The sequence below is a fragment of the Streptomyces sp. 4N124 genome (assembly GCF_052245395.1).
Classification (GTDB): Bacteria; Actinomycetota; Actinomycetes; order Streptomycetales; family Streptomycetaceae; genus Streptomyces.
The window spans coordinates 117,145-138,562 of the sequence record NZ_JBQQBS010000005.1; the positions used below are offsets into that span (position 1 = coordinate 117,145).

Annotated in this window: 15 protein-coding genes; 3 read left to right on the plus strand and 12 right to left on the minus strand. The window is 72.4% G+C overall.

Annotated features, from left to right (window positions below):
- Nucleotides 1-234 precede the first annotated feature (234 nt).
- Complete coding sequence (locus ACTWQO_RS06950) at nt 235-4,008, plus strand: multifunctional oxoglutarate decarboxylase/oxoglutarate dehydrogenase thiamine pyrophosphate-binding subunit/dihydrolipoyllysine-residue succinyltransferase subunit (protein WP_443236333.1); 3,774 nt, start codon at nt 235-237, stop codon at nt 4,006-4,008.
- Nucleotides 4,009-4,101: 93 nt separating this feature from the next.
- Here ACTWQO_RS06950 and fxsT read toward each other — a convergent pair whose 3' ends face one another.
- From fxsT to ACTWQO_RS06995, 9 genes are all read right to left on the minus strand, one after another.
- Nucleotides 4,102-7,107 (minus strand): FxSxx-COOH system tetratricopeptide repeat protein, encoded by a 3,006-nt coding sequence (gene fxsT, locus ACTWQO_RS06955; RefSeq protein WP_443236334.1) that lies wholly within the window; start codon nt 7,105-7,107, stop codon nt 4,102-4,104.
- A 76-nt stretch (nt 7,108-7,183) separates the two neighbouring features.
- A complete protein-coding gene (locus tag ACTWQO_RS06960; protein WP_443236335.1) occupies nt 7,184-8,476 on the minus strand; it encodes an aKG-HExxH-type peptide beta-hydroxylase in 1,293 nt (430 codons plus the stop codon).
- A complete protein-coding gene (locus ACTWQO_RS06965) occupies nt 8,473-8,748 on the minus strand; it encodes a hypothetical protein (RefSeq protein ID WP_443236336.1) in 276 nt (91 codons plus the stop codon). Before ACTWQO_RS06965 ends, ACTWQO_RS06960 begins: the two co-directional genes overlap by 4 nt.
- Nucleotides 8,749-8,971: 223 nt before the next feature.
- Nucleotides 8,972-12,040: an SAV_2336 N-terminal domain-related protein gene (locus ACTWQO_RS06970; protein WP_443236337.1), complete on the minus strand. Its 3,069-nt coding sequence runs from the start codon at nt 12,038-12,040 to the stop codon at nt 8,972-8,974.
- Between the two features lie 7 nt (nt 12,041-12,047).
- On the minus strand, nt 12,048-13,064 hold the full coding sequence (locus ACTWQO_RS06975) for an AAA family ATPase (RefSeq protein ID WP_443236453.1): 1,017 nt from the start codon (nt 13,062-13,064) through the stop codon (nt 12,048-12,050).
- A 157-nt stretch (nt 13,065-13,221) separates the two neighbouring features.
- Nucleotides 13,222-15,303, minus strand: coding sequence for a VMAP-C domain-containing protein (locus ACTWQO_RS06980; RefSeq protein WP_443236338.1), 2,082 nt, complete (start codon nt 15,301-15,303; stop codon nt 13,222-13,224).
- Entirely contained in the window at nt 15,300-15,710 is a 411-nt protein-coding gene (locus tag ACTWQO_RS06985; RefSeq protein ID WP_443236339.1) for a CU044_2847 family protein, read from the minus strand. Before ACTWQO_RS06985 ends, ACTWQO_RS06980 begins: the two co-directional genes overlap by 4 nt.
- 88 nt (nt 15,711-15,798) lie before the next feature.
- Nucleotides 15,799-15,978 carry a DUF6104 family protein gene (locus ACTWQO_RS06990; protein WP_152776632.1) on the minus strand — a complete coding sequence of 60 codons (180 nt, stop codon included), beginning with the start codon at nt 15,976-15,978 and terminating at the stop codon, nt 15,799-15,801.
- A gap of 150 nt (nt 15,979-16,128) precedes the next feature.
- The gene (locus tag ACTWQO_RS06995) at nt 16,129-16,962 is read right to left on the minus strand and encodes a hypothetical protein (RefSeq protein ID WP_443236340.1); all 834 of its coding nucleotides are present in this window, start codon (nt 16,960-16,962) and stop codon (nt 16,129-16,131) included.
- A 146-nt stretch (nt 16,963-17,108) separates the two neighbouring features.
- Between ACTWQO_RS06995 and ACTWQO_RS07000 the strand changes: the two genes are divergently transcribed.
- Both ACTWQO_RS07000 and ACTWQO_RS07005 read left to right on the plus strand, forming a co-directional pair.
- A complete protein-coding gene (locus ACTWQO_RS07000) occupies nt 17,109-18,170 on the plus strand; it encodes a DUF4097 family beta strand repeat-containing protein (protein ID WP_443236341.1) in 1,062 nt (353 codons plus the stop codon).
- 1 nt (nt 18,171) lies between these two features.
- Entirely contained in the window at nt 18,172-19,233 is a 1,062-nt protein-coding gene (locus tag ACTWQO_RS07005) for a helix-turn-helix transcriptional regulator (RefSeq protein ID WP_443236342.1), read from the plus strand.
- A 67-nt stretch (nt 19,234-19,300) separates the two neighbouring features.
- Here the strand turns inward: ACTWQO_RS07005 and ACTWQO_RS07010 are convergent, their stop codons facing one another.
- The 3 genes from ACTWQO_RS07010 to ACTWQO_RS07020 form a co-directional block, all read right to left on the minus strand.
- On the minus strand, nt 19,301-19,867 hold the full coding sequence (locus ACTWQO_RS07010; RefSeq protein WP_443236343.1) for a Clp protease N-terminal domain-containing protein: 567 nt from the start codon (nt 19,865-19,867) through the stop codon (nt 19,301-19,303).
- Nucleotides 19,867-20,076 (minus strand): helix-turn-helix domain-containing protein, encoded by a 210-nt coding sequence (locus tag ACTWQO_RS07015; protein WP_210572430.1) that lies wholly within the window; start codon nt 20,074-20,076, stop codon nt 19,867-19,869. The genes ACTWQO_RS07010 and ACTWQO_RS07015 overlap by 1 nt, the downstream gene beginning before the upstream one ends.
- 151 nt (nt 20,077-20,227) lie before the next feature.
- Complete coding sequence (locus ACTWQO_RS07020) at nt 20,228-21,193, minus strand: zinc-binding dehydrogenase (protein ID WP_443236344.1); 966 nt, start codon at nt 21,191-21,193, stop codon at nt 20,228-20,230.
- Nucleotides 21,194-21,418: the final 225 nt, after the last annotated feature.

A 21,418-nucleotide genomic window follows, 5' to 3' on the forward strand; every position in this document is an offset into this window, starting at 1 on the left:
GGGACACGTGTGATCAGGCAGAGGCCCGCGCTGTGATCGCGCCGGGTCGGGATCGAGCCATCCCTTACGCACCGGAACCTCGCTTGTTTCCCGCCATTTCCACCACCGAAACACGCGGTTCAGTGTGACTTACACGACGATGGGCAGGCCCGGCCTGACCTTCGCGGCCATGGAGGCGTAGCCTTGATTCCCGCTGTCCATCACCTTGTGAAGCGGAAGAGGGCGGTTGCCGCCGTGTCGCCACAGTCCCCCAGTAACTCGAGCATCTCGACCGACACCGACCAAGCGGGGAAGAACCCCGCGGCCGCGTTCGGGCCGAACGAGTGGCTCGTCGACGAGATCTATCAGCAGTACCTCCAGGACCCGAATTCCGTAGACCGCGCCTGGTGGGACTTCTTCGCCGACTACAAGCCCGGGGCAGCCGCCCCGTCGGCTCCGGCGGGTACCGCGGCCGCGGGGGCCGCGGGCACCACCACCACGGCTCAGCCGGCGCAGGCCCCGGCCGCACCGGCCGCTCCCGCCGCCCCGGCCCCGGCGCCCGCGACCCCGAAGCCCGCCGCCGCGGCTCCCGCCCCGGCGAAGGCGCCCGCCAAGCCCGCGGCCGCCGCGCCCAAGGCCGCGCCCGCGACTCAGGCCCCCGACGGCCCGGAGTTCGTGACGCTGCGCGGCCCGTCCGCCGCGGTCGCCAAGAACATGAACGCCTCGCTGGAGCTGCCCACGGCCACGTCCGTGCGCGCGGTCCCGGTGAAGCTGCTGTTCGACAACCGCATCGTCATCAACAACCACCTCAAGCGCGCCCGGGGCGGGAAGATCTCCTTCACGCACCTGATCGGCTACGCGATGGTGCAGGCCATCAAGGCCATGCCGTCGATGAACTACTCGTTCGGCGAGAAGGACGGCAAGCCGACCCTGGTCAAGCCGGCCCACGTCAACCTCGGCCTCGCCATCGACCTGGTCAAGCCGAACGGCGACCGCCAGCTGGTCGTCGCGGCCATCAAGAAGGCCGAGACGCTGAACTTCTTCGAGTTCTGGCAGGCCTACGAGGACATCGTCCGTCGCGCCCGCGACAACAAGCTGACGATGGACGACTTCACCGGTGTCACGGTCTCGCTGACCAACCCCGGCGGCCTCGGCACCGTCCACTCGGTCCCCCGCCTGATGCCCGGCCAGTCGGTCATCATGGGCGTCGGCTCCATGGACTACCCGGCGGAGTTCCAGGGCACCTCCCAGGACACGCTGAACAAGCTCGGCATCTCCAAGGTCATGACGCTCACGTCGACGTATGACCACCGGGTGATCCAGGGCGCGGCCTCCGGCGAGTTCCTGCGCGCGGTCGCCAACCTGCTCCTCGGCGAGAACGGGTTCTACGACGAGATCTTCGAGTCGCTGCGCATCCCCTACGAGCCGGTCCGCTGGCTCAAGGACATCGACGCGTCGCACGACGACGACGTGACGAAGGCCGCCCGCGTCTTCGAGCTGATCCACTCCTACCGCGTCCGCGGCCACGTCATGGCCGACACCGACCCGCTGGAGTACCGCCAGCGCAAGCACCCCGACCTCGACATCGTCGAGCACGGCCTGACGCTCTGGGACCTGGAGCGCGAGTTCGCCGTCGGTGGCTTCGCGGGCAAGTCGATGATGAAGCTGCGCGACATCCTCGGCGTGCTGCGCGACTCGTACTGCCGCACCACCGGCATCGAGTTCATGCACATCCAGGACCCCAAGCAGCGCAAGTGGATCCAGGACCGGGTAGAGCGCGGCCACACCAAGCCGGAGCGCGAGGAGCAGCTGCGCATCCTGCGTCGGCTGAACGCCGCGGAGGCCTTCGAGACCTTCCTGCAGACGAAGTACGTCGGCCAGAAGCGCTTCTCCCTGGAGGGCGGCGAGTCCGTCATCCCGCTGCTGGACGCGGTGCTGGACTCGGCCGCCGAGTCCCGTCTGGACGAGGTCGTCGTCGGCATGGCCCACCGCGGCCGGCTGAACGTTCTGGCGAACATCGTCGGCAAGTCGTACGCCCAGATCTTCCGCGAGTTCGAGGGCAACCTCGACCCGAAGTCGATGCACGGCTCCGGCGACGTGAAGTACCACCTGGGCGCCGAGGGCACGTTCACGGGCCTGGACGGCGAGCAGATCAAGGTCTCGCTGGCCGCGAACCCGTCCCACCTGGAGACGGTCGACCCGGTCATCGAGGGCATCTCCCGCGCCAAGCAGGACATCATCAACAAGGGCGGCACGGACTTCACGGTCCTGCCGGTGGCGATCCACGGCGACGCGGCCTTCGCGGGCCAGGGCGTGGTGGCCGAGACCCTGAACATGTCGCAGCTGCGCGGTTACCGCACCGGCGGCACGGTCCACGTCGTCATCAACAACCAGGTGGGCTTCACCGCCGCGCCGGAGTCGTCCCGCTCGTCGATGTACGCCACCGACGTGGCGCGCATGATCGAGGCCCCGATCTTCCACGTGAACGGCGACGACCCGGAGGCCTGCGTGCGCGTCGCGCGGCTGGCCTTCGAGTTCCGCCAGGCGTTCAACAAGGACGTGGTGATCGACCTCATCTGCTACCGCCGCCGCGGTCACAACGAGTCGGACAACCCGGCCTTCACCCAGCCGCTGATGTACGACCTGATCGACAAGAAGCGCTCGGTGCGCAAGCTCTACACCGAGTCCCTGATCGGTCGCGGCGACATCACCCTGGAAGAGGCCGAGCAGGCGCTGCAGGACTACCAGGGCCAGTTGGAGAAGGTCTTCACGGAGGTCCGTGAGGCGGTCGCGCAGCCGGCCGCGGCTCCGGTGTCGGACCCGCAGGCCGACTTCCCGGTCGCCGTGGGCACCGCGATCTCCACGGAGGTCGTGAAGCGGATCGCCGAGTCCCAGGTCAACATCCCGGACTCCTTCAACGTCCACCCGCGTCTGCTGCCGCAGCTGCAGCGCCGGGCGGCGATGGTCGAGGACGGCACGATCGACTGGGGCATGGGTGAGACCCTCGCGGTCGGCTCCCTCCTGCTGGAGGGCACCCCGGTCCGCCTGTCCGGCCAGGACTCCCAGCGGGGCACCTTCGGCCAGCGCCACGCGGTGCTCATCGACCGTCAGACGGGCGAGGAGCACACCCCGCTGCAGTACCTCGCCGAGGACCAGGCGCGGTACAACGTCTACAACTCCCTGCTGTCCGAATACGCGGTCATGGGCTTCGAGTACGGCTACTCGCTGGCCCGTCCCGACGCGCTCGTGATGTGGGAGGCGCAGTTCGGCGACTTCGTCAACGGCGCGCAGACGGTGGTCGACGAGTACATCTCGGCGGCCGAGCAGAAGTGGGGCCAGACGAGCGGCGTGACCCTGCTCCTCCCCCACGGCTACGAGGGCCAGGGCCCGGACCACTCCTCGGCCCGCGTCGAGCGCTTCCTCCAGCTCTGCGCCCAGAACAACATGACGGTCGCGATGCCGACGCTCCCGTCGAACTACTTCCACCTCCTGCGGTGGCAGGTGCACAACCCGCACCACAAGCCGCTGGTGGTCTTCACGCCGAAGTCGATGCTGCGCCTCAAGGCCGCCGCGTCGAAGACGGAGGAGTTCACGTCGGGTCAGTTCCGCCCGGTCATCGGCGACACGGCCGCGGACCCGGCCGCGGTCCGCAAGGTCGTCTTCGTGGCGGGCAAGCTGTACTACGACCTGGAGGCGGAGCGTCAGAAGCGCGGTTCCACCGACACGGCGATCATCCGCATCGAGCGGCTGTACCCGCTGCCGGGTGCCGAGCTCCAGGCCGAGATCGCCAAGTACCCGAACGCCGAGAAGTACCTGTGGGCCCAGGAGGAGCCGGCGAACCAGGGTGCCTGGCCGTTCATCGCCCTCAACCTGATCGACCACCTCGACCTCGCGGTCGGCGCCGACATCCCGCACGGCGAGCGCCTGCGGCGCATCTCGCGCCCGCACGGCTCGTCCCCGGCGGTCGGCTCCGCGAAGCGGCACCAGGCCGAGCAGGAGCAGTTGGTGCGTGAGGTGTTCGAGGCGTAGTCCTCGTCCTCGCGGACGGCACGCACGACGGCACACGCCGAAGGGCCCGGTTCCGGAGTTTCTCCGGGGCCGGGCCCTTCGGCGTGTGTGGCCTCAGCCCAGGAAGGGCTCGAAGTCCCAGTAGGGGCGCGTGCGTTGCCGGGCCGAGATGGTGTGCGGGTGCTGCGCGCCGAGCGTCCGGGTCAGGGCCAGCAGGCCGTCTTCCTCGAGCTTCCCGGCCTCCTCCTGCTCGCGCGCCGCGCGCAGGTCCGCGGCCAGCGCCACCTGCCCGGACAGCGTGAGCGGATGCTCGTCGCCCAGCGCGTGCCGGGCACGGCGCAGGGTGTCCCGGCTCAGCTCGACGGCCTCGGCGATACGGCCGTTGAAGTTCCGCCCGCTCGCGGCGTTGAGGGCGCAGCCCAGGACCCACGGGTGGTCCGGACCGAGCGTGGCGGTGAGGCCGGCCAGCGCGGCCTCGAACATCGACATGGCCTCGGCGCGTTCGCCGGCGGCCTGCATGACGAGGCCGCTGTTGGAGAGCATGCCGGTGGCGACCGGGTGCCCGGGACCGAGCAGGGAGCGGTAGCCCGCCTCCGCCTCGTCGATCAGGTCCCGGGACTGGCTGAGGTCACCGTGTTCTCGCAGGTAGTTGCCGTAGTTCGTGATGAAGGCCAGGGTGCGGTAATGCTCGCGGCCGTGCACCTGCGCCAGCTGGTCGAGGAGGCTGGCCATCTCGGGCCCCACGTCCTGGGTCTGGCCGCCCTCACGGCGGCGGCACATGACCAGCTGGCCGCGGGCGGAGAGCGTCTGCGGATGCTGCGGGCCGAGCACCTGCACATGCATGCGGACCACGGGCTCCTGGCGGGTCAGCGCATCGCGCCAGCGGCCGAGGAAGCGCAGGTCCTGTGCGACCGCGTTGCCCGAGCTGAGCGTGCTGATGTGCCGGGCGCGCAGCACGCTCTCCCGCCGGGCGAGGGTCTCCAGGTCGAGGTCGTACGCCTCCTGGTACCGGCCGAGGAGACGCAGGCCGACGCCGAGGTTGTGCCGGGCGATCAGCGTGACGGCCTCGTCCGTGCCGAGCTGCCGGCTGTAGCCGTCGAGGACCTCCCGCTGCAGCTCGTGTGCCTCGCCGTACCGGCCGAGGTGACGCAGGCCGGCGGCCATGGCGCCCTTGGTGGACAGTTGAGCCAGCTCGTTGGGCGGCTCGGCGGTGCGCAGCCGCTCATGGACGCCGCGGTCCAGCTCGTAGGCGTCGCGGAACTGTCCCCTGGCCCGCAGGATGTTGCCCTCCTGCGTGGTCAGGGCGAGCATGGGCTGGGCCAGCGGATCCATGAACTGCGACCAGTGGTCGCGGATCCGCTGGGCCAGGTCCAGGCCGCTCTTGTACTCCCCGCTGCGGAAGCAGTACCGCAGGCAGTTCAGGACGGTCTCCTGCACCCGCGGCTGGGTGCTGCTGAGTGCGCCCGAGGGCTCCAGATGCGGCACCAGCTCGGCGTAGAGCGGCCAGTTCCTGCTGTCCAGGGGGTTGCCGGGATCGGCCTGCGCGATCAGGACGCGTACCGCCCTGCGATGGGTGGTGCGGCTGTCCTCGCTGGTCAGCTTCGAGACGATGTCGTGGACGAGCCGGTGCATGTGCACCGACTCCTGGTGCGGGCCCATCTCGGCACCGACCGGACCGCGGGTCTCCCGGGTGAGCACCGAGTAGTTGACCAGGGTGTCCAGGGCCCGGGTCCAGGCGGCCAGGTCGGTCGACATCCAGCGCAGTTCCTCGGGGAGGTCGGCCTGCGGGTAGGCGCGGATGAGGCCGAGCGGGATGCGTCCGGGCGCGAACGAGGTGCACAGGCCCAGGACGTCGATGGCCTGCGGCTGCGCGTTGCGCAGACGGTTGAGCAGTATCGACCAGGAGGTCATGGACGACTGCGGGAAGCCGCCGTCGCCGGTGACGGGCTCGTCCACGGTGGAGAGCCTGCGCTCACGGACCATCCGCAGGTACTCCGGCACTTCCATGCGCGACTCACCTAGCCAGGAGGCGGCCTGGACGAGCGGCAGGGGTACGTCGCCGAACTCGGCGGCGACCTCGTCCGCCTGGTCCGCCGTGATGTGGGGGGCGCGGCGCATCAGGTAGCCGGTGGACTCCGGGCGCAGGAAGGCAGGGACTTCGAGGACGTCGCTGTGCTCGCTCCAGGCGCGGTTGCGGGACGTGACGAGGACGTGTCCTGCCCCCTGCGGGAGCAGCGCGTTGATCCCGTCGGTGTCGTCCCAGCCGTCGAAGATCAGCAGCCAGTTGGTGTGCGGCTCGCCGCGTCGCAGGGCGTCCCGTACGGCGCGGATGCGTTCGCCGGGCTCGCTGCCGATGCGCAGTCCGAGTTCCACGGCGAGTTCGCCGAGCCGGTCCCGCTGGATGTTGCGGTCGTCGGAGTTGACCCACCACACCACGTCGTAGTCGGGGCTGAACCGGTGCGCGTATTCGGCGGCGAGCTGGGTCTTGCCGATCCCGGACATGCCGAGCAGGGTGCATACGGCGGCGCCGCGGTCGGCGTCGGCGAGGCGCTGGTGGATGCCGGTGAGGAGGTCGTCGCGGCCCGTGAACCGCGGGTTGCGGCGCGGCACTTCGCCCCAGATCTCGCACCGTGTCTCGGGGTAGCGGACCCGGATGGCGGGTGGCCTGGGGTTACGACGGCGCTCCAGGCCCAGCCGCCGCAGCAGCCGCTCCTCGGCCGCTTCCTCGCTGAGCCCCCACAGGCTGGCCGGTTCGAGGACCGCGGTGGCGGGCAGCAGCGGCCGGTTGGTGAGGTTGACGGCGGCGAACCGGTCGGCGTGCGCGGCGACGAAGCCGCGCAGGACGTCGTTCCACTCGCCGGCCGGGCGCGGGCCCAGTTCGAAGAACCAGTCGTCGAGGACGAGGAGCACCGGACCGGAAGCCAGCAGCAGGTCGCCGAGCGAGTCCTCCAGCGCGACCTCGCGCGGCGGGTCCCAGCGCTGCAGGGTGGCCTGGTTTCCGTGACTCTCCAGGCACTGGGCGATCCATGTCGCCCACGAGCGGTGGTAGCCGGGGAAGACCACCAGGACGCGGTCGGGTGCCGAGGCACCGTCCCCGCCCGACCGCCGCTGTTCCGCCATCGCACGCTCCCTGTTCCCGCGTCTGCCGCTTCTCGCGCCACACGCTAACGCAATGCACTCATACGTACACGAAGTGTCACAGAAGGTTTCGGGCTGTCACCCCGAGACCTGCGTGGTGCCTACCCATCTCCTGGACGAACTCCCTGCCCGCACAGGTCAGTTCATCGGATTCGCGCAGGACGGACAAGGCCTCGCCGACCTCTTCCCGCTGCGCTTCGAAGCGTTCCCGGGCCCTGAGCCGCCAGTCCGCGGGAGCCCGGGATCCATTGCCTGCCCGCCACCACAGGTCGGCGAGCGCCAGATGCGCGTAAGCGCCCTGGAGAACCGCCGGAACGGGCCGGGGGTCGGAGCGCCAGGCCACCCGGTGCGCGGTGCCCCTGCCGGGACGGCACAGCGGGACGAGTTCGTCGAGGGCGGCCAGCTTGCTGTGGTGCGTCTCGTGCACCAGGGACTCGGCAAGCTCCCGCCCCTCGTCGGGCAGCTGGGTCAGGGCGGCCCCCGGGGCGGCCCGGAGGGTGGCGCCCATCGAGGTACCTCCAGGGCGCTCCGCTGCCGCCAGCGGCACTATGGCGCGCAGCAGCGCCGGCAGCTCGGCGGCGCGGTCCGGGTCCGTCGCCGACAGCAGCGCCGAGGCCTCGCGCCATCGACGGGCCCACATCCGGTAGGAGCTGTAGGGGCGTTCGGCCGCGAGCAGGGACTGCGGCCCTATGCCGGACGGCGGCACCCGGTACGGGTCGAGGTCGTCGAGGACGACGGTGCTGCCGGGCAGGGTGCGCAGCGCGGACCAGCCGGGTCCGCGCCCGGTCCCGCCGGGTGTGCCGCTCCCCGGCCGGACCACCGGCCGCGGCAGCAGGACGTCGTTGTGGCCCGCGTCGTCCGTGATCCGCACCAGCCCCGGCTGCCCGCTCAGACGCGCGTGGCCGGACGGGCAGCGCAGCACGCCGAGGCCGGGCAGCACCAGCGCTCCCGAGGGCGTCGGGAGCGTACCGTCGACCGGGCAACCCGCACGGACGGCCGCCGCGACGGCCACGCCGCCCATATGGGCCAGCTGCCGTGCGAAGGGCGCGCCGTCCGGTGCGGCGAGCGCCTGTGTGAGCCAGGCACCGGTCATCGGGTAGTCGACGACCTCCCGGACCGCGGCGGCGTCGGTCCGCTCCGCCCGCACCAGCAGCGCCCAGTCCCGCTCGAAGCGACGCCGGACCGCCGGGGCGAGCGCGGCCGACTGCCGTTCGACCCGGACGAGGAGGGACTTGACGAGCAGCATGCGACGCGCGTGGAGTGCGACACGCAGTGCCGTCGTGGCCTTCGGCGCGGGCCGGGTCCTCGCGAGCGCCGTGAAGACTTCGGCGGAGACCGGAGCCCGGGTCATCCCCGGTTGTCCTCGGCCTGCCCGATCTCGACGAGTCCGACTGAAAACGTTCGTTCACCAGGCTCGCGCGGACTGATCTCGCCGTCGCCGTCCCCGTACCAGACCTCCTGGAACTCGGCAGAGCCGCGCAGCACCCGCTCGACCGCCGCGCTGAGCTCCGGGTCGTCCATGGCACGCAAGGTCCGCAGGTCTATGTCGGTGAGGTCGGGCAGGGGCGCGGTACGTCCGGCGTCCTCACCGGGGCCGACCGCCCTCTTCCGCTGCTCCGCCACCCTCGGCTCCTCCCTGCCCGCGCCTGCCCCGCCCAGTCGCCGTAGCTGCCGTCTTCTTCCCGACGGGCCGGAAACAGAAACCCTGTGCGGATCAACTCCGGTCAAGCTCGCCGGTGTTGGTCCACTCCTGCGACCACGGCCACCACGGCGGCGCCACCCGCCCCCACGCCTCCTCCGGCATCGTCCGTGTCCCGCCCGCCCGATCCGGTGCCGCCGCGAGCTCCTACTCCGCGCGCCGCGTCGACTCCACGTCTGCCCAGTCGACCTCGCGCAACGCGGCGACCAGCCCCTGCCACCGCTCCCGGGCCGACCGGTACGCCGTCAGGGCCGCCCCCGGCCGCCCCATGAGCACGAGGACCGCGCCCCGTCCGTGCCGGGCCCGGGCCGCCGTCACCGAACCCGGATCGGTGCCGTGGGCCTCCCCGGCCTCGCGCTCGGCGTTCTCGTACGCCTGGAGCGCGTCGACGAGGACGGGCGCCCCGGCCCGGTACCACCCTTCGAGGCGCACCCGGCCGAGCTGGAGCCAGGCCTCGGCGCGTACGCCGGCGTCGGCCGCGGCGCGCACCGCCTGGGTCAGCAGATGCCGGCTCTCGAACAGGTCCGGCAGGAAGCCCAGATGACGGAACCGCTGCGCCAGCGCGCTGCCGACGAGCCCCTGCAGCCGGCCGCGCTGTTCGGACCACGCGGGCAGCGCCTTGAGCGCCTCGCGCAGCACGTTCTCGGCGCGGTCCACGATCCGCGCGCCGTCCCCTGCCGAAGCGCGCCGCAGCAGCGACTCGCCCCAGGCCGTGAGGAGTTCGCAGCGCCGAAGGCTGTCCGGCGGGGCGAGCAGGGCGGCCCTCTCGTACGCTTCGTCGGCCTCCCGGGTCTCGCCCGCCGCGTCGTGGAACGTGGCCAGGGCGGCCAGGCAGGGCAGCCGCAGGGCGGGGTCGTCGCCCGCGGCACGTTCGGCCGCCACGAGGACCGCGCGCGTCATCGCGTCCTCGGCTCCGGCCGCGCGCAGGGCCCGCGCCAGATCGAGCAGAGCGGGACTGCGTACGGCGCCGGGAGCGCCGTCGAGGTCCAACAGGGCGCAGGCCTCCTCAAGTTCGGGAACGGCGGCACCGGGCCGGGCCAGATCGAGCAGGATCCGCCCGCGTCGCAGCAACCGAGCCCGGTGCGCGACCTGGAAACGCCCGGCGTCCGCCCGCTCGCTCACTGCCTCCGCCTGCCGTCTCCCCTCGCCGGCCAGTCGAGCCACCGTGGGCCATGGAGCGCTCTCGGGTGCGAGGACCTCCAGCGCGGCCGTCAGCTGTTCCGTCTCGCCCGTCAGACGCCACAGCTCATGGCGGCCCGCCGCGAGTTCGAGCGCGGCGTCGGCCTGTTCCGCGCTGTCCGCCGAGGCCGTGGAATGGGCCGTCGCCAGCTCCTCGACCGCCGTGCGCAGCAGCTCGGTCCGGCGGCCTCCGGCGCGCGCCGCCGACGTCCCGGCCTCGGCGCGCAGCACCCGGCCGAGGACCAGCCGGGCCCGTACGCTGTCGTCCCCGGCCGGCGCGGGCACGCGTACCGCGGCCTCCGCCTGTTCCCGCGCCCGGTGCAGCACCTCCGGGTCGGCCAGCGCCTGCCACTGGCCGAACAGTCGCTCCGCCTCCTCGACGGGCCCGGGGGTCACCAGATCGGGCAGATAGAAACGCAGCACCCGCGCCGGGATGCGCGCGAACAGCTCGGCCTCTACTCCCCCTTCGGCGTCCCGTGGGCCGTCGGCGTCCAGGGACGGGCCGCCGACGGTGGGAGCGTGGTCGGCGAGCCGGGCCGCGGCGAACGCGGCGAAGTTGCGGGTCCCCTTGCCGAAGTGCCGTTCGACGTAGGCGGAGCAGTGCTTGAGGACCAGTCCGGCCGTGTCCTGGTCGAGGGAGGAGAGCAGCAGGTCCTGTACCCGGCCCGGATAGGCGAAGCAGGGCTGGGCCTCGGTGCCGGGCAGCTGCCGCAGCAGTCCGCCGAGCAGCACCTCGGCCAGCTCCATGGGTCCGGTGTCCGGGAGCATCGCCCGCTGGACGAGCTGCATGACCGGCAGGGTGAGCGGCGCCGCCGCGAGGTACACGGCCAGCCGGAGCGCGCCGGGCGAGGCGCCGGCCCGGAAGGCGCGCAGAAGGTCGTCGTCACCACGCGGGCCCTGCCCGGGTGGGGAGGCCGCGCTCCGGGCCGAGGCCCCGGACGGCACCTCCGGGGTCGTCCAGGCGGCCCACGCCCGCTCGCGGGTCGGCCCGGTGCCCGACAACAGCCGTGCCCACGCCTCGAACGCCTCGGCACTCGGCTGGAGCACCGGCACGGGCCGGGCGTCGGCGGCCGGTTCGTCCCAGGGCTCGTCGTCGGGCAGGAAGGTGATACGGCCGCCGAGTTCGGCGGGCCGCAGGAGCAGGCCCGGTTCGGCGGGCAGGGCGGTACGGCCCCACAGGCGGGGCGGCAGCGGCTGGATCACGGCGAGCGGCGAGGCACGGGGCCAGGTGTGCAGGAGCCGCTGTGCGGCGCCGTTCTGCCACAGCGGGCCGACGCAGTCACTGATCACAAAGGTGAGGCAACGGCCCGACGGGTCGTGCAGTTCGTCGGCCGAGCGCAGCCGGGTGTGCCGGGCGGGCCCGGCGGTCGTACCGACGAGCGGGGTACCGGATCCGTCGTCGTACAGCTGGTGGACGCGTACGGACGCGAAGGCGCCGGACTGCTGGCAGGCCTGTCGCAGTTCCTCGACCAGCCGACCCCATACGGCCATCGCGGGTCCCGTGTCCATCAGCAGCTGGACGTCGCAGCGGTGCCGGCCGCCGAGCCGTGGCACGGGCAGCAGGAGCCCGCTCGCGGCGGCGTGTTCGGCGGTCTTCTCCTCGTCGATCCCGGCTTCCTGGACCGCGGAGGCGTCGACCCGGTAGCGGCCGAGGGCCCGTAACGCCTTCTCCAGGCCGAGCAGTCCGGGCAGGGCGGTGGCGGCGGGAGCACGCACCGGGAAGATGTGCTGTGTGCCGTCGACCAGGGCACCCGACGCACCGGCGGCCGTGTGCAGGGGGACCGGGGTGGACGGGGCCGGGTCGTCGCCGGTGCGCCGTCCGCCGGACGGGGCCGGCTCCCCGGGGCGCTCCGACCGCTCCTCCGGCGGGACGTGTGCCGGCTCCGGGACGTCCGGTGCGCCGCCGGGGTCGTCGCTGGGAGCCGCCGCGCCGAGCCGTCGGGCCAGCCAGACCGCGTCCGCGACCTGTTCGGCGGTCAGGTCGAGGCCGCCGTGGCGCAGCCTGCGTATCAGCTCGTCCAGACGCATTCCCGGCATCCGTCCCTCACCTCGTACGGTCGAGCGGCTGCATCAGCAGGTCCGCGATGCGCTCCCGGGTGAGGCGTTCCGTGTTCGGTGCGTGCTGGGTGAGGAAGAGGGCGTTGAGCAACTGGTCCGCGGCGACGACCTCGCCCGGCTCGCGGTCCAGGAACCGGGTGATCAGATCGCGGCCGGCGGCGAGGCCCTCGTCACCGAGGTGCGCCTCGACCATGGCGGTGAGCTGCTCCTCGCCGGGCGGCTCCAGTTCGAGCTGGACGCAGCGCCTGAGCAGCGGGGCGGGGAAGTCCCGTTCGCCGTTGGACGTCAGGATGATCACCGGGAAGGCGGTGCAGGCGATCCGTCCGTCCCGTACGGACACGCGCTCGCCGTCGTGGGTGAGCACCTCCACGACGGGTTCGCGGTCCGCGAGCCGCTCCAGCTCGGGGATGGCGAACTCGCCCTCCTCCAGCGTGTTCAGCAGGTCGTTGGGCAGGTCGAGGTCGCTCTTGTCGAGCTCGTCGATGAGCAGCACGCGGGGTCGCTCCGCGGGCAGCAGCGCGGTGCCGAGCGGCCCGAGCCGGATGTACGACCCGATGCCGGAGGGGGCCGCCGCGGGCCCGGCGCCGCCCTGGGCCCGCTCCAGCTGGACGTCCTGGAGCCGGCCGATCGCGTCGTAGCGGTACAGGCCGTCCTGGAGGGTGGACCGGCTGACGATCGGCCAGCGCAACACCCGCCCCAGGCCCAGCTCGTGCGCCACCGCATAGGCGAGGGTGGACTTGCCGGTGCCCGGGTTGCCGGTGACGAGGAGCGGACGGCGCAGATAGAGCGCGGCGTTGACGGCGTCGACCTCGGCGGCACGCGGCGCGTAGTTCTCCACGAGGCGGCGGCGGACGCCGAGCCGGCGGGCGCTGCTGGGGTCCTCGTCGCCGGGCTCCGGGCCGCTCCGCGCGCCCTCGAAGTCGCGCCACGGCGGCGGGGCAGGCAACTGCCGTACACCGTCGTGCGGCTGACCCACTCCTCGGTAGATCCGCCAGTCGTTCACCATGGGCTCCTCCCGGCTCTGGTGATCATGCAGCGGGCCCGGCCGTTCGACGTATGACGTTACCGCCCAACCACCGTGCCTGCCGAGGTTCCAGGGCGCCCGGTGTTCCGATCCGGTCGGCCAACGCCCTTGTCTCATATGCCGGTTGACGGCCCGCTCAGCTGTCGGGTCCGGCCGGCGACGGCGGTCGCATGGGCTCCCTTCCGTAGGGCGGACGGTCCGGTGGATCCAGGAGTACGGCGATTCTGCCCCGCAGGCCTTGAGCCCGCGCGGTGTCCAGATCGGCCGCCCGGACGCGCAGTTCGCGCACCGGAGCGTGCAGGGCCTCCACCCGGCCGGCCGACTCCAGCAGACCGGCGGCCTGTCCGTGAAAGTCGCCGCACTCGTCGTGATCGTGGCCGTCCCGGCGCCAGAGCACCACGGAGTGACCGGTCATCAGCGCCGCCTCCAGGGCCACCCGGGCGTCCCCGCTGCCGACGGGGCCGCAGAGCACGGGGACACGCCCTTCCGCCATGCCCAGCATGCGGCCGTAGACAGCCCATTTGCGCTGCTGACCGCCGGCCGTGCCGCCGTCCTCCCGGGCGTCGGCGTACAGCGGCTCGGCGGACAGCCGGCCGCGTTGCGTACCCCGCCAGCGGTGGCGCCAGTCGGGCTTCGGTACACCGCTGTTGCGCTTCAGGTCGCGGATGACGACGGTTCTGCGCAGTCCGAGGGGTACGGATCGCTCGTCGAACAGGTCGGCTTCGTCGTCCTCGGGGTCGTCCGGGGCGAGCTGCCATTCGTCGACCGGGAGGTCGAACAGCCGACGTGGCAGGAACACCTCGACCGCGGCCAGGTGTTCACCGTGGTCGCCCTGGCTCAGGGCCCGCGCGAGCGGTTCCCGCAGGGACTCGTGCAGCCGCTCCAGGGGCACGCCGCGGTCGTCGCCGTCGACCGGCGTGACGTCGCGTCCGTCGTACAGGAGCTGGACGCGCCAGGGATAGCGGTCGCCGTAGAGGCGGTCGCCGATGGTGACGAGGACGTCTATGCGGGTCGAGGGCGGTGGCGGGGCCGGCCGGGCCGACCGGGGACCGGGTGGACGGCCGAGACCGTCGAGCAGCCGGCCGATGTGTTCGCGCACCGCCCAGTGGTCGTGGTGGCGGGCCTGCTCGGTGATCCAGTCGGTGAACTCGCGCAGCGGCTCCCGCGCCACCTCGGCAGGCCGCTCCCGGACGCAGTGCAGGGCCACCATCGCCGCGTACAGCAGGACGGCTTCGAGATCGACGCGGGACCTTCCGTCGCCACGGCCGGGGGCGCGCAGGCCCGTCAACAGTCCGGTGCCCTCCCGCCAGGTGTGCGGTTCGTGCAGGATCGGGGAGGGGGACCGCTCGTCCGTCACCAGGCGCCTGACCTCGTGGACCAGGCGCATCACGTCGCCCGTACGGGCGGGCGGCGGGAGGTGGGCGAGGTGGCCGTGGAGGCGGATCCGCAGCTCGGGGGTGACGGCCGAGCCGCGCTGCCCCGGCAGGTCGGCCTGCGCGGAGGGCCAGTCCGGATCCGCCGGCCGGCCGTCGGACAGCCGTCGGAGGTGGTACAGGTCGTGCTCGCGCAGCACGGTGTGCAGCACGTCGCCGCCGGGCAGCTCCAGCAGTTGGTACAGCGCGGTGATCGGGACGGCGACCCCCTCGTCCCGGCCGCGGCCCTTGTTCAAGCCGACGACGGCGCCGTACCTCAGATCGACCACGGGTCCGCCGGAGAGCCCGTCGACGGGCAGGCTGTCGCCGATCACCATCGCGCCCGCGTCCCAGCCGCGGGCCTCGCCGACGCCGCCCCGGATGCCGACGTCGCCGGTCTGCCGTGACCAGCCGTGCAGACCGACCGGGCCGGGGATGCCGGGCTCGCGGTCGGTGAGCCACACACACCGCGCGTCCGTCGCGGCCGGGACCCTGACGAGCGCGATGTCCGGCAACTGCCAGCTGCTGCCGGCCCTTTCGGGTGCGTCGGGCCGGGGCTTGGCGAGGACGACTTCACCGGTGGTGGCGCTCGATGCGCCGGTGCCGGCGTCGCCCTCCCAGGTGACGCCGACGGCAGCCTCCCCTCGCAACACCGCAGCTCCCCCCTTCCCCACGACATGAGCGCAGGTCAGCAGCCAGCCCGGGGCGATGAAGAAGCCGGATCCCCAGTAGCCCTTTGCATACCCGGCGCCCGGCTCCTCGATGCGGGCGAGGGAGGGGCGCACCACGACTTCAAGGGCGCTCATTCGGCGCCGGAGGCCAGGCGTCCGTTCGACGCGTCGCCGCCGTCTCCCGGCCGCGGATCCGGGCCGCCGTCCTCCCGGGCCGGTTCGGTCCAGGTCAGGGACACCGTCAGCGCGGCCTGACCGCCGGCTCCCGCGATGGCGCTCACGATCCTGCCGGACTGCGCCGACAGTTCGATGCCGAAGGTCACGGCCACCTCGACCGGCGCCGTGAGGTCAAGACCGGCGCGCAAGGAGCGCACGACGCCGCCGACCGTGCCGGAGAGGCCGTCCGCCATGTCGGTGATCCGGCCCCCGATCCCGGTGTCCTGATAACCGTCCCGTTCCAGCGCGGCCTCGTCCGCCGCGCCGATTCTGGCCCATACGACGGTCCCGTCGTCGAGCCGTATCCGTTCGACCCCTCCACCCATGACGCCCCCGTCCTCCGCTACGCAAGAGAAGGAAGAAGGCTAACTCCGGATGAAGTCCAGGGCGAGAGGGGCCAGTTGGCGATCGGATCTACTCTTCGTCCTCGTCGTCCAGCCGGGCCAGCCAGGTCGCCAGGCGCTCGACCGGCACCTCGAAGTCCGGGTTGAGATCCACGAACGTCCGCAGCTGTTCGGCAAGCCACTCGAAGGTGATCTCTTCCTCGCCGCGCCGCTTCTCCAGTTCCTCGATGCCGCGGTCGGTGAAGTACATGGGGTGCTCTCCGTCGTCATACGTCCTGGTCGTGCAGTGAAGGACAGCCTATGTAATCGGGGGTCTGTACGGTTTCCGCCGGCCCCGGAGCGCGGCTGGAGCGCGGTGCACACGCGCGCGCGTCGGCCGCTCGGGCGCGGGCGCCGCGCGTCAGTCGCGCGGGCGCACGATCCCGTACGCCAGCCCGAGCGCGCCGTGCGCGACCAGCAGCGCCCCCGCGACGACCCAGCCGCCACTGCGCCGCCGTACACCCCAGACCGTCAGCGGCAGCCCTGCCGCCACCTGCGCGAAGGCGAGGGCGCGGGCCCTGGGGTCGCCGGACCAGGGCAGCCAGGGGCCCAGACGGCCGCGATCGACGGCGGCCAGTCTGGCGCGCACGGCCTCGCGCCCGCCCGGCCACTCCACGATCCGCGCCTGTGGGTGGGCGCGGGCCGCCTCGCTCAGCCGGTCGGCGGGTTCGCCGGGGGCGAGGCCGGCCGGAAGGGCCACTCCCGCGCGCGTGAGGACCGCGAGCAGGCCACGCACGCGTGCGCGCGCGTCGGCGGCGGAGTCCGGTTTCGTCAGCGCGTCCAGGGCCTGCATGTCCAGCACCGGGTCGAGCCCGAGACGGGCGGCGAAGGTGCGCATGGCCTCGTCCTCACCGGCCGGGATGCCATCGCCGAGCCAGTCGTAGCCGACGGGGCGGCGGAAGCCGGACGCGAGGGTGAAGCCGCCGCGGTCGGCGTCCCACCAGACGGCGAGGACGGGCCAGGGGGCACTGACGGCCAGGGCGGTGGCCCAGCCGGTGACGACGCGCTCGACGGGTTCACCGCCGTGCAGCCATGGCGTGCCCTCGGGGACCAGAACGCTCCACTCCGCGCCGGCCGGGGTGAGCAGCATGCGCTCGTGCAGCAGCTGGGCGGCAGGGCCGACGGACTCGGGCTCCGCCCGGCAGAGCAGCAGGGCACCCGGCGCGGGAGCGGTACGGGAGGCTTCCGTCGACATGATCACACGTTAGGGCGATTCACCCCGTTTGGTCACTTTCAGGGCGCACGCATCCCCAGAACGAGTGTCTTGACTTTCCCCATCCGCGATATATCTTGAATAGCAAGAGACGCGATATGACGCGTCGCCGCTAGGAGGTCTGCACCATGTCCGAGTGGTCCGTCACCGAGCCCAGGAAGCTCACCTTCGACGAGCCGGTGAGCGAGCTCCATGTGCGCATCGTCAACGGAACGGTGAACGTCGTGGGGACGGACGAAGGTTCCGCCCGCCTGGAGGTCTCCGAGATCGAGGGCCCGCCGCTGGCGGTCACCCAGCAGGACGGCACGCTGACGGTGGCGTACGACGACCTGCCCTGGAAGGGCTTCCTCAAGTGGCTGGACCGCAAGGGCTGGCGCCGCCGTGCCGTGGTCTCCCTGGCCGTTCCGGCGTCCACGCGCGTGGAGGTCGGGGTGGTCGGGGCGGGCGCGGTCGTCTCCGGGATCGACGGTCCCTCGGTGGTGAAGGGCGTCACCGGCGACACCGCCCTCGTCCGGCTCTCCGGCCCGGTCCGCGCGGACACGGTCTCCGGGAATCTGGAGGCCCAGGCCGTCACCGGCGATCTGCGCTTCAACTCGGTCTCCGGCGACCTCACCGTGGTCGAGGGCTCGGGCTCCTCCGTGCGGGCCGACTCGGTCAGCGGCTCCATGATCGTCGACCTGGATCCCGAGGGCCCCACGGACGTACGGCTGACCAGCGTCTCCGGCGAGATCGCCATCCGGCTGCCGCAGCGGGCGGACGCAGAGGTCGAGGCGAACACCGCGAGCGGGACGATCTCCAACGCCTTCGCAGGACTCCGCGTCCACGGCCAGTGGGGCGCCCACAAGATCACCGGCCGTCTCGGCCCGGGCAACGGCAAGCTCCGCGCGACCACCGTCTCCGGCTCGATCGCGCTGCTGCCCCGCCCGCCCAGGGAGGACGAGGAGGAAGAGCCGTGGGACTCACCGGCCGGACCGGCGGACGCCCCGAGGGACGCCGCCGGGGACGACGCGTCGGCGAACGGTCCACAGGACACCCCGGCGGACGGTCCACACGATGACTCGGCCTACCGTCCACACGATGACTCGGGGGACGGACCACAGGCCGGCTCGGGGGACAATTCCCTTTCCGGTCCGGGCGCCGGCGCCACCAGCGCCCCGGCCGACGGCACGACCGACAAGAAGGTGCTCTGACATGCCTCCCGTCTTCGCCCACGGCCGCCTCCGCCTCTATCTGCTGAAGCTGCTGGACGAATCACCGCGCCACGGCTACGAGGTGATCCGGCTCCTCGAAGACCGCTTCCAGGGCCTGTACGCCCCCTCGGCGGGCACCGTCTACCCGCGCCTGGCCAAGCTGGAGGCCGAGGGCCTGGTCACCCACACCACCGAGGGCGGCCGCAAGGTGTACGCCATCACGGACGCTGGCCGCGCCGAACTGGCCGACCGCAGCGGTGAACTGGCCGACCTGGAGCTGGAGATCCGGGAGTCCGTCGCGGAACTCGCCGCCGAGATCCAGGCCGATGTGCGCGGCGCGGCCGGTGACCTGCGGCGCGAGATGCGGGCGGCGGCGAGCGAGGCCCGCCGGGGCACCGGCACCCAGGCACATGTCGAACAGGACGGCCCGCTCGGCGACTTCGCGGACTACGCCGACAAGGAGTCCTGGCGCGCCGCCAAGGAGGAGATGCGTCGCGTCAAGCAGGAGTGGAAGGAGCAGGCCAGGCGCGCCAAGGACGAGAGCCGCCGGGCCCGCGAGGAGGCCCAGCGGGCCCGGCGCCAGGCCAAGGAGGCCCAGGACCGGGCCCGGGCACAGGCGCAGGAGGAGGTGCAGCGCATCGCCCGACGGGTCCAGGAGCAGGTGCAGGACCACTTCGCGCGGGGCGACTGGCCGACGGGCGTGCGCGAGGGCCTGACGGAACTGGCCAGGGAGTTCGGCGAGTTCGGGAAGGACTACGGCAAGGAGTTCGGCAGGGACTTCGGTTTCGGCCGGACCGGCACCGCCAAGTCGGAGCCCGCCGAGCCGGAGTACTCCGACACCCCGGAGGACTTCCCGGCCGACTTCGAACCCTCCTGGGCCCACGAGGCCCCCACCGGCGACCCGGCCCGCGACCTCGACCGGCTGCTGGACCGCTTCCGCGACGACATCCGCGACGCGGCCCGCGACCATGGCGTCACGGCCGACCAACTCCGCGACACCCGCCGCCACTTGTCGACGGCGGCGGCACATATCGGGGCGCTGCTGCGGACACCGAAGGGGTGACGCCGCCCGCGTAGGGCAGTGCGGCGACCGGGATCAGCCGCACTGCCAGAGGAAACGCCCCACCCCGTCAGCCGGCCTTCGCCTCTCCCCCGCCGTACAGCACACGCGTCAGCGCCTCGTACGTCACTCCGTGATCGGCGAGGACCTCGGCGGGGACGCCGGGCCGGGCGGCCAGGGCGAGCAGGAGGTGCTCATCCCCGATCTGCCGATCACGGCGCCCGGAAGCGACCCGCAGGGCCTCCACCAGCGTGTCCTTGGCACCCCGAGTGAAGGGACGGTGCCCGAACCACCCCTTGCCGCGCCGGTCACCGGACATCGCCCCGACACCGTGGACCTCCTCGACCCGGGCGACGATCTCCGAGACGTCGATCCCCAGGCCCGCGAGCGCGTCGGTGTCGGCCCGCGACAGGCCGCCCCGCCGCCGCGCCTCGACGACGGCACCTCGCACCGACTCCTTGCCGTCCGGGCCGTGGCCGAGGAGCGAGGCCAGCGCGAAGGACCCCCGGCTGCCCTCCCTGTCGAGCAGGGCGAGCAGCATGTGCTCGGTGTCGACGTACGACGCCCCCTCCCGCTCGGCGTGCCCGACCGCCGCCTCCACCACTGCCCGGGCGTCCTTCGTAAACCGCTCGAACATCAATTCCTCCCGTACTTCTTGTGCACGGCCTGCCTGCTCACACCGAGTTCCGCGGCGATCTCCTGCCACGACCAGCCCTGATTGCGCGCACTGCGCACCTGTACCGCCTCCAGCTGCTCCAGCAGCCGGCGCAGTGCGGCGACGGCCCGCAGCCCGACCCGTGGGTCGCGATCACCCGCACGCTCGGCGAGATCCGTTGCTTCGGTCATGACGTCAACCTACGTTGACATCACCCCATTGTCAACCATGGTTGACGCACGCCAAGGGCCGACCCGAAACCGGGCCGGCCCTTGGCGTACAGCGACTTGGCGTGCGGCGACTTGGCGTGCGGCGACTTGGCGTGCGGCGAAAACGAACCCGTCAGCCGTTCGTGAACACGACCTTGCCGAACTGCTCACCGGACTCCAGCCGTTCGAAGCCCTCGCGAGCGCGGTCCAGCGGAAGGACCTCGTCGATCACGGGACGCACGCCCGTGGCGGCACAGAAGGAGAGCAGATCCTCCAGCTCGTCCTTGGTGCCCATCGTGGACCCCACGACCTTGAGCTCCAGGAAGAAGATCCGGGTCAGTTCGGCGTGCGAGGGACGGTCACCGCTCGTCGCCCCGGAGATGACGAGAGTGCCCCCGGGCCGCAGCGACTTCACGGAATGCGACCAGGTGGCGGCGCCCACGGTCTCGATCACGGCATCGACCCGCTGCGGCAGCCGCGCCCCCGACTCCACGGCCTCCACCGCCCCCAGCTCCACGGCCCGCTTCCGCTTGGCCTCGTCCCGGCTGGTGGCGAAGACCCGAAGCCCCGCCGCCTTCCCCAGCACGATCGCGGCCGTGGCGACCCCGCCGCCTGCCCCCTGCACGAGCACGGAGTCTCCCGGCCGCACCCCCGCATTGGTGAACAGCATCCGATACGCCGTCAGCCAGGCCGTGGGCAGACAGGCAGCCTCCTCGAAGGACAGCTCCTTGGGCTTCGGCAGCACGTTCCACGTAGGTACGGCGACCTGCTCGGCGAAGGTTCCCTGGTACCGCTCGGTGAGGATGGAGCGCGGCTCCTTGGGGCCGACCCCGTGCCCGCTCTGACCGATGACGGAGTGCAGCACGACCTCGTTGCCGTCCTCGTCGACCCCCGCGGCGTCGCATCCGAGGATCATCGGCAGCAGATCGTCCGAGAGGCCCACGCCCCGCAGGGACCACAGGTCGTGATGGTTGAGAGAGGCGGCTCTGACGTTGACGACGCTCCAGCCGGCGCGAGCCTCGGGAGCCGGACGCTCCCCCAACTCCAGGCCGGTCAGCGGCTGGTCACGGTCGATTCGGGCAGCGTATGCGGCGAACATGGGCTCGACGATAGGGGGCGTGCGGGGCTCACGGAACAACAGGGCCCTGTGACACTTGCCCTCTTGCACGAACGTGCGCGGACGTTTGGTGCGGCGGCGCCCCGCAACCACCCGAACGGCCCCACGACCAGGCAAAGAAACACGAAAATGACCCCACGAAAAGGCCCCACGACCGGCAAAGAAATGGCCCCGCCCAAACCGGACGGGGCCACCACCTCACACCCG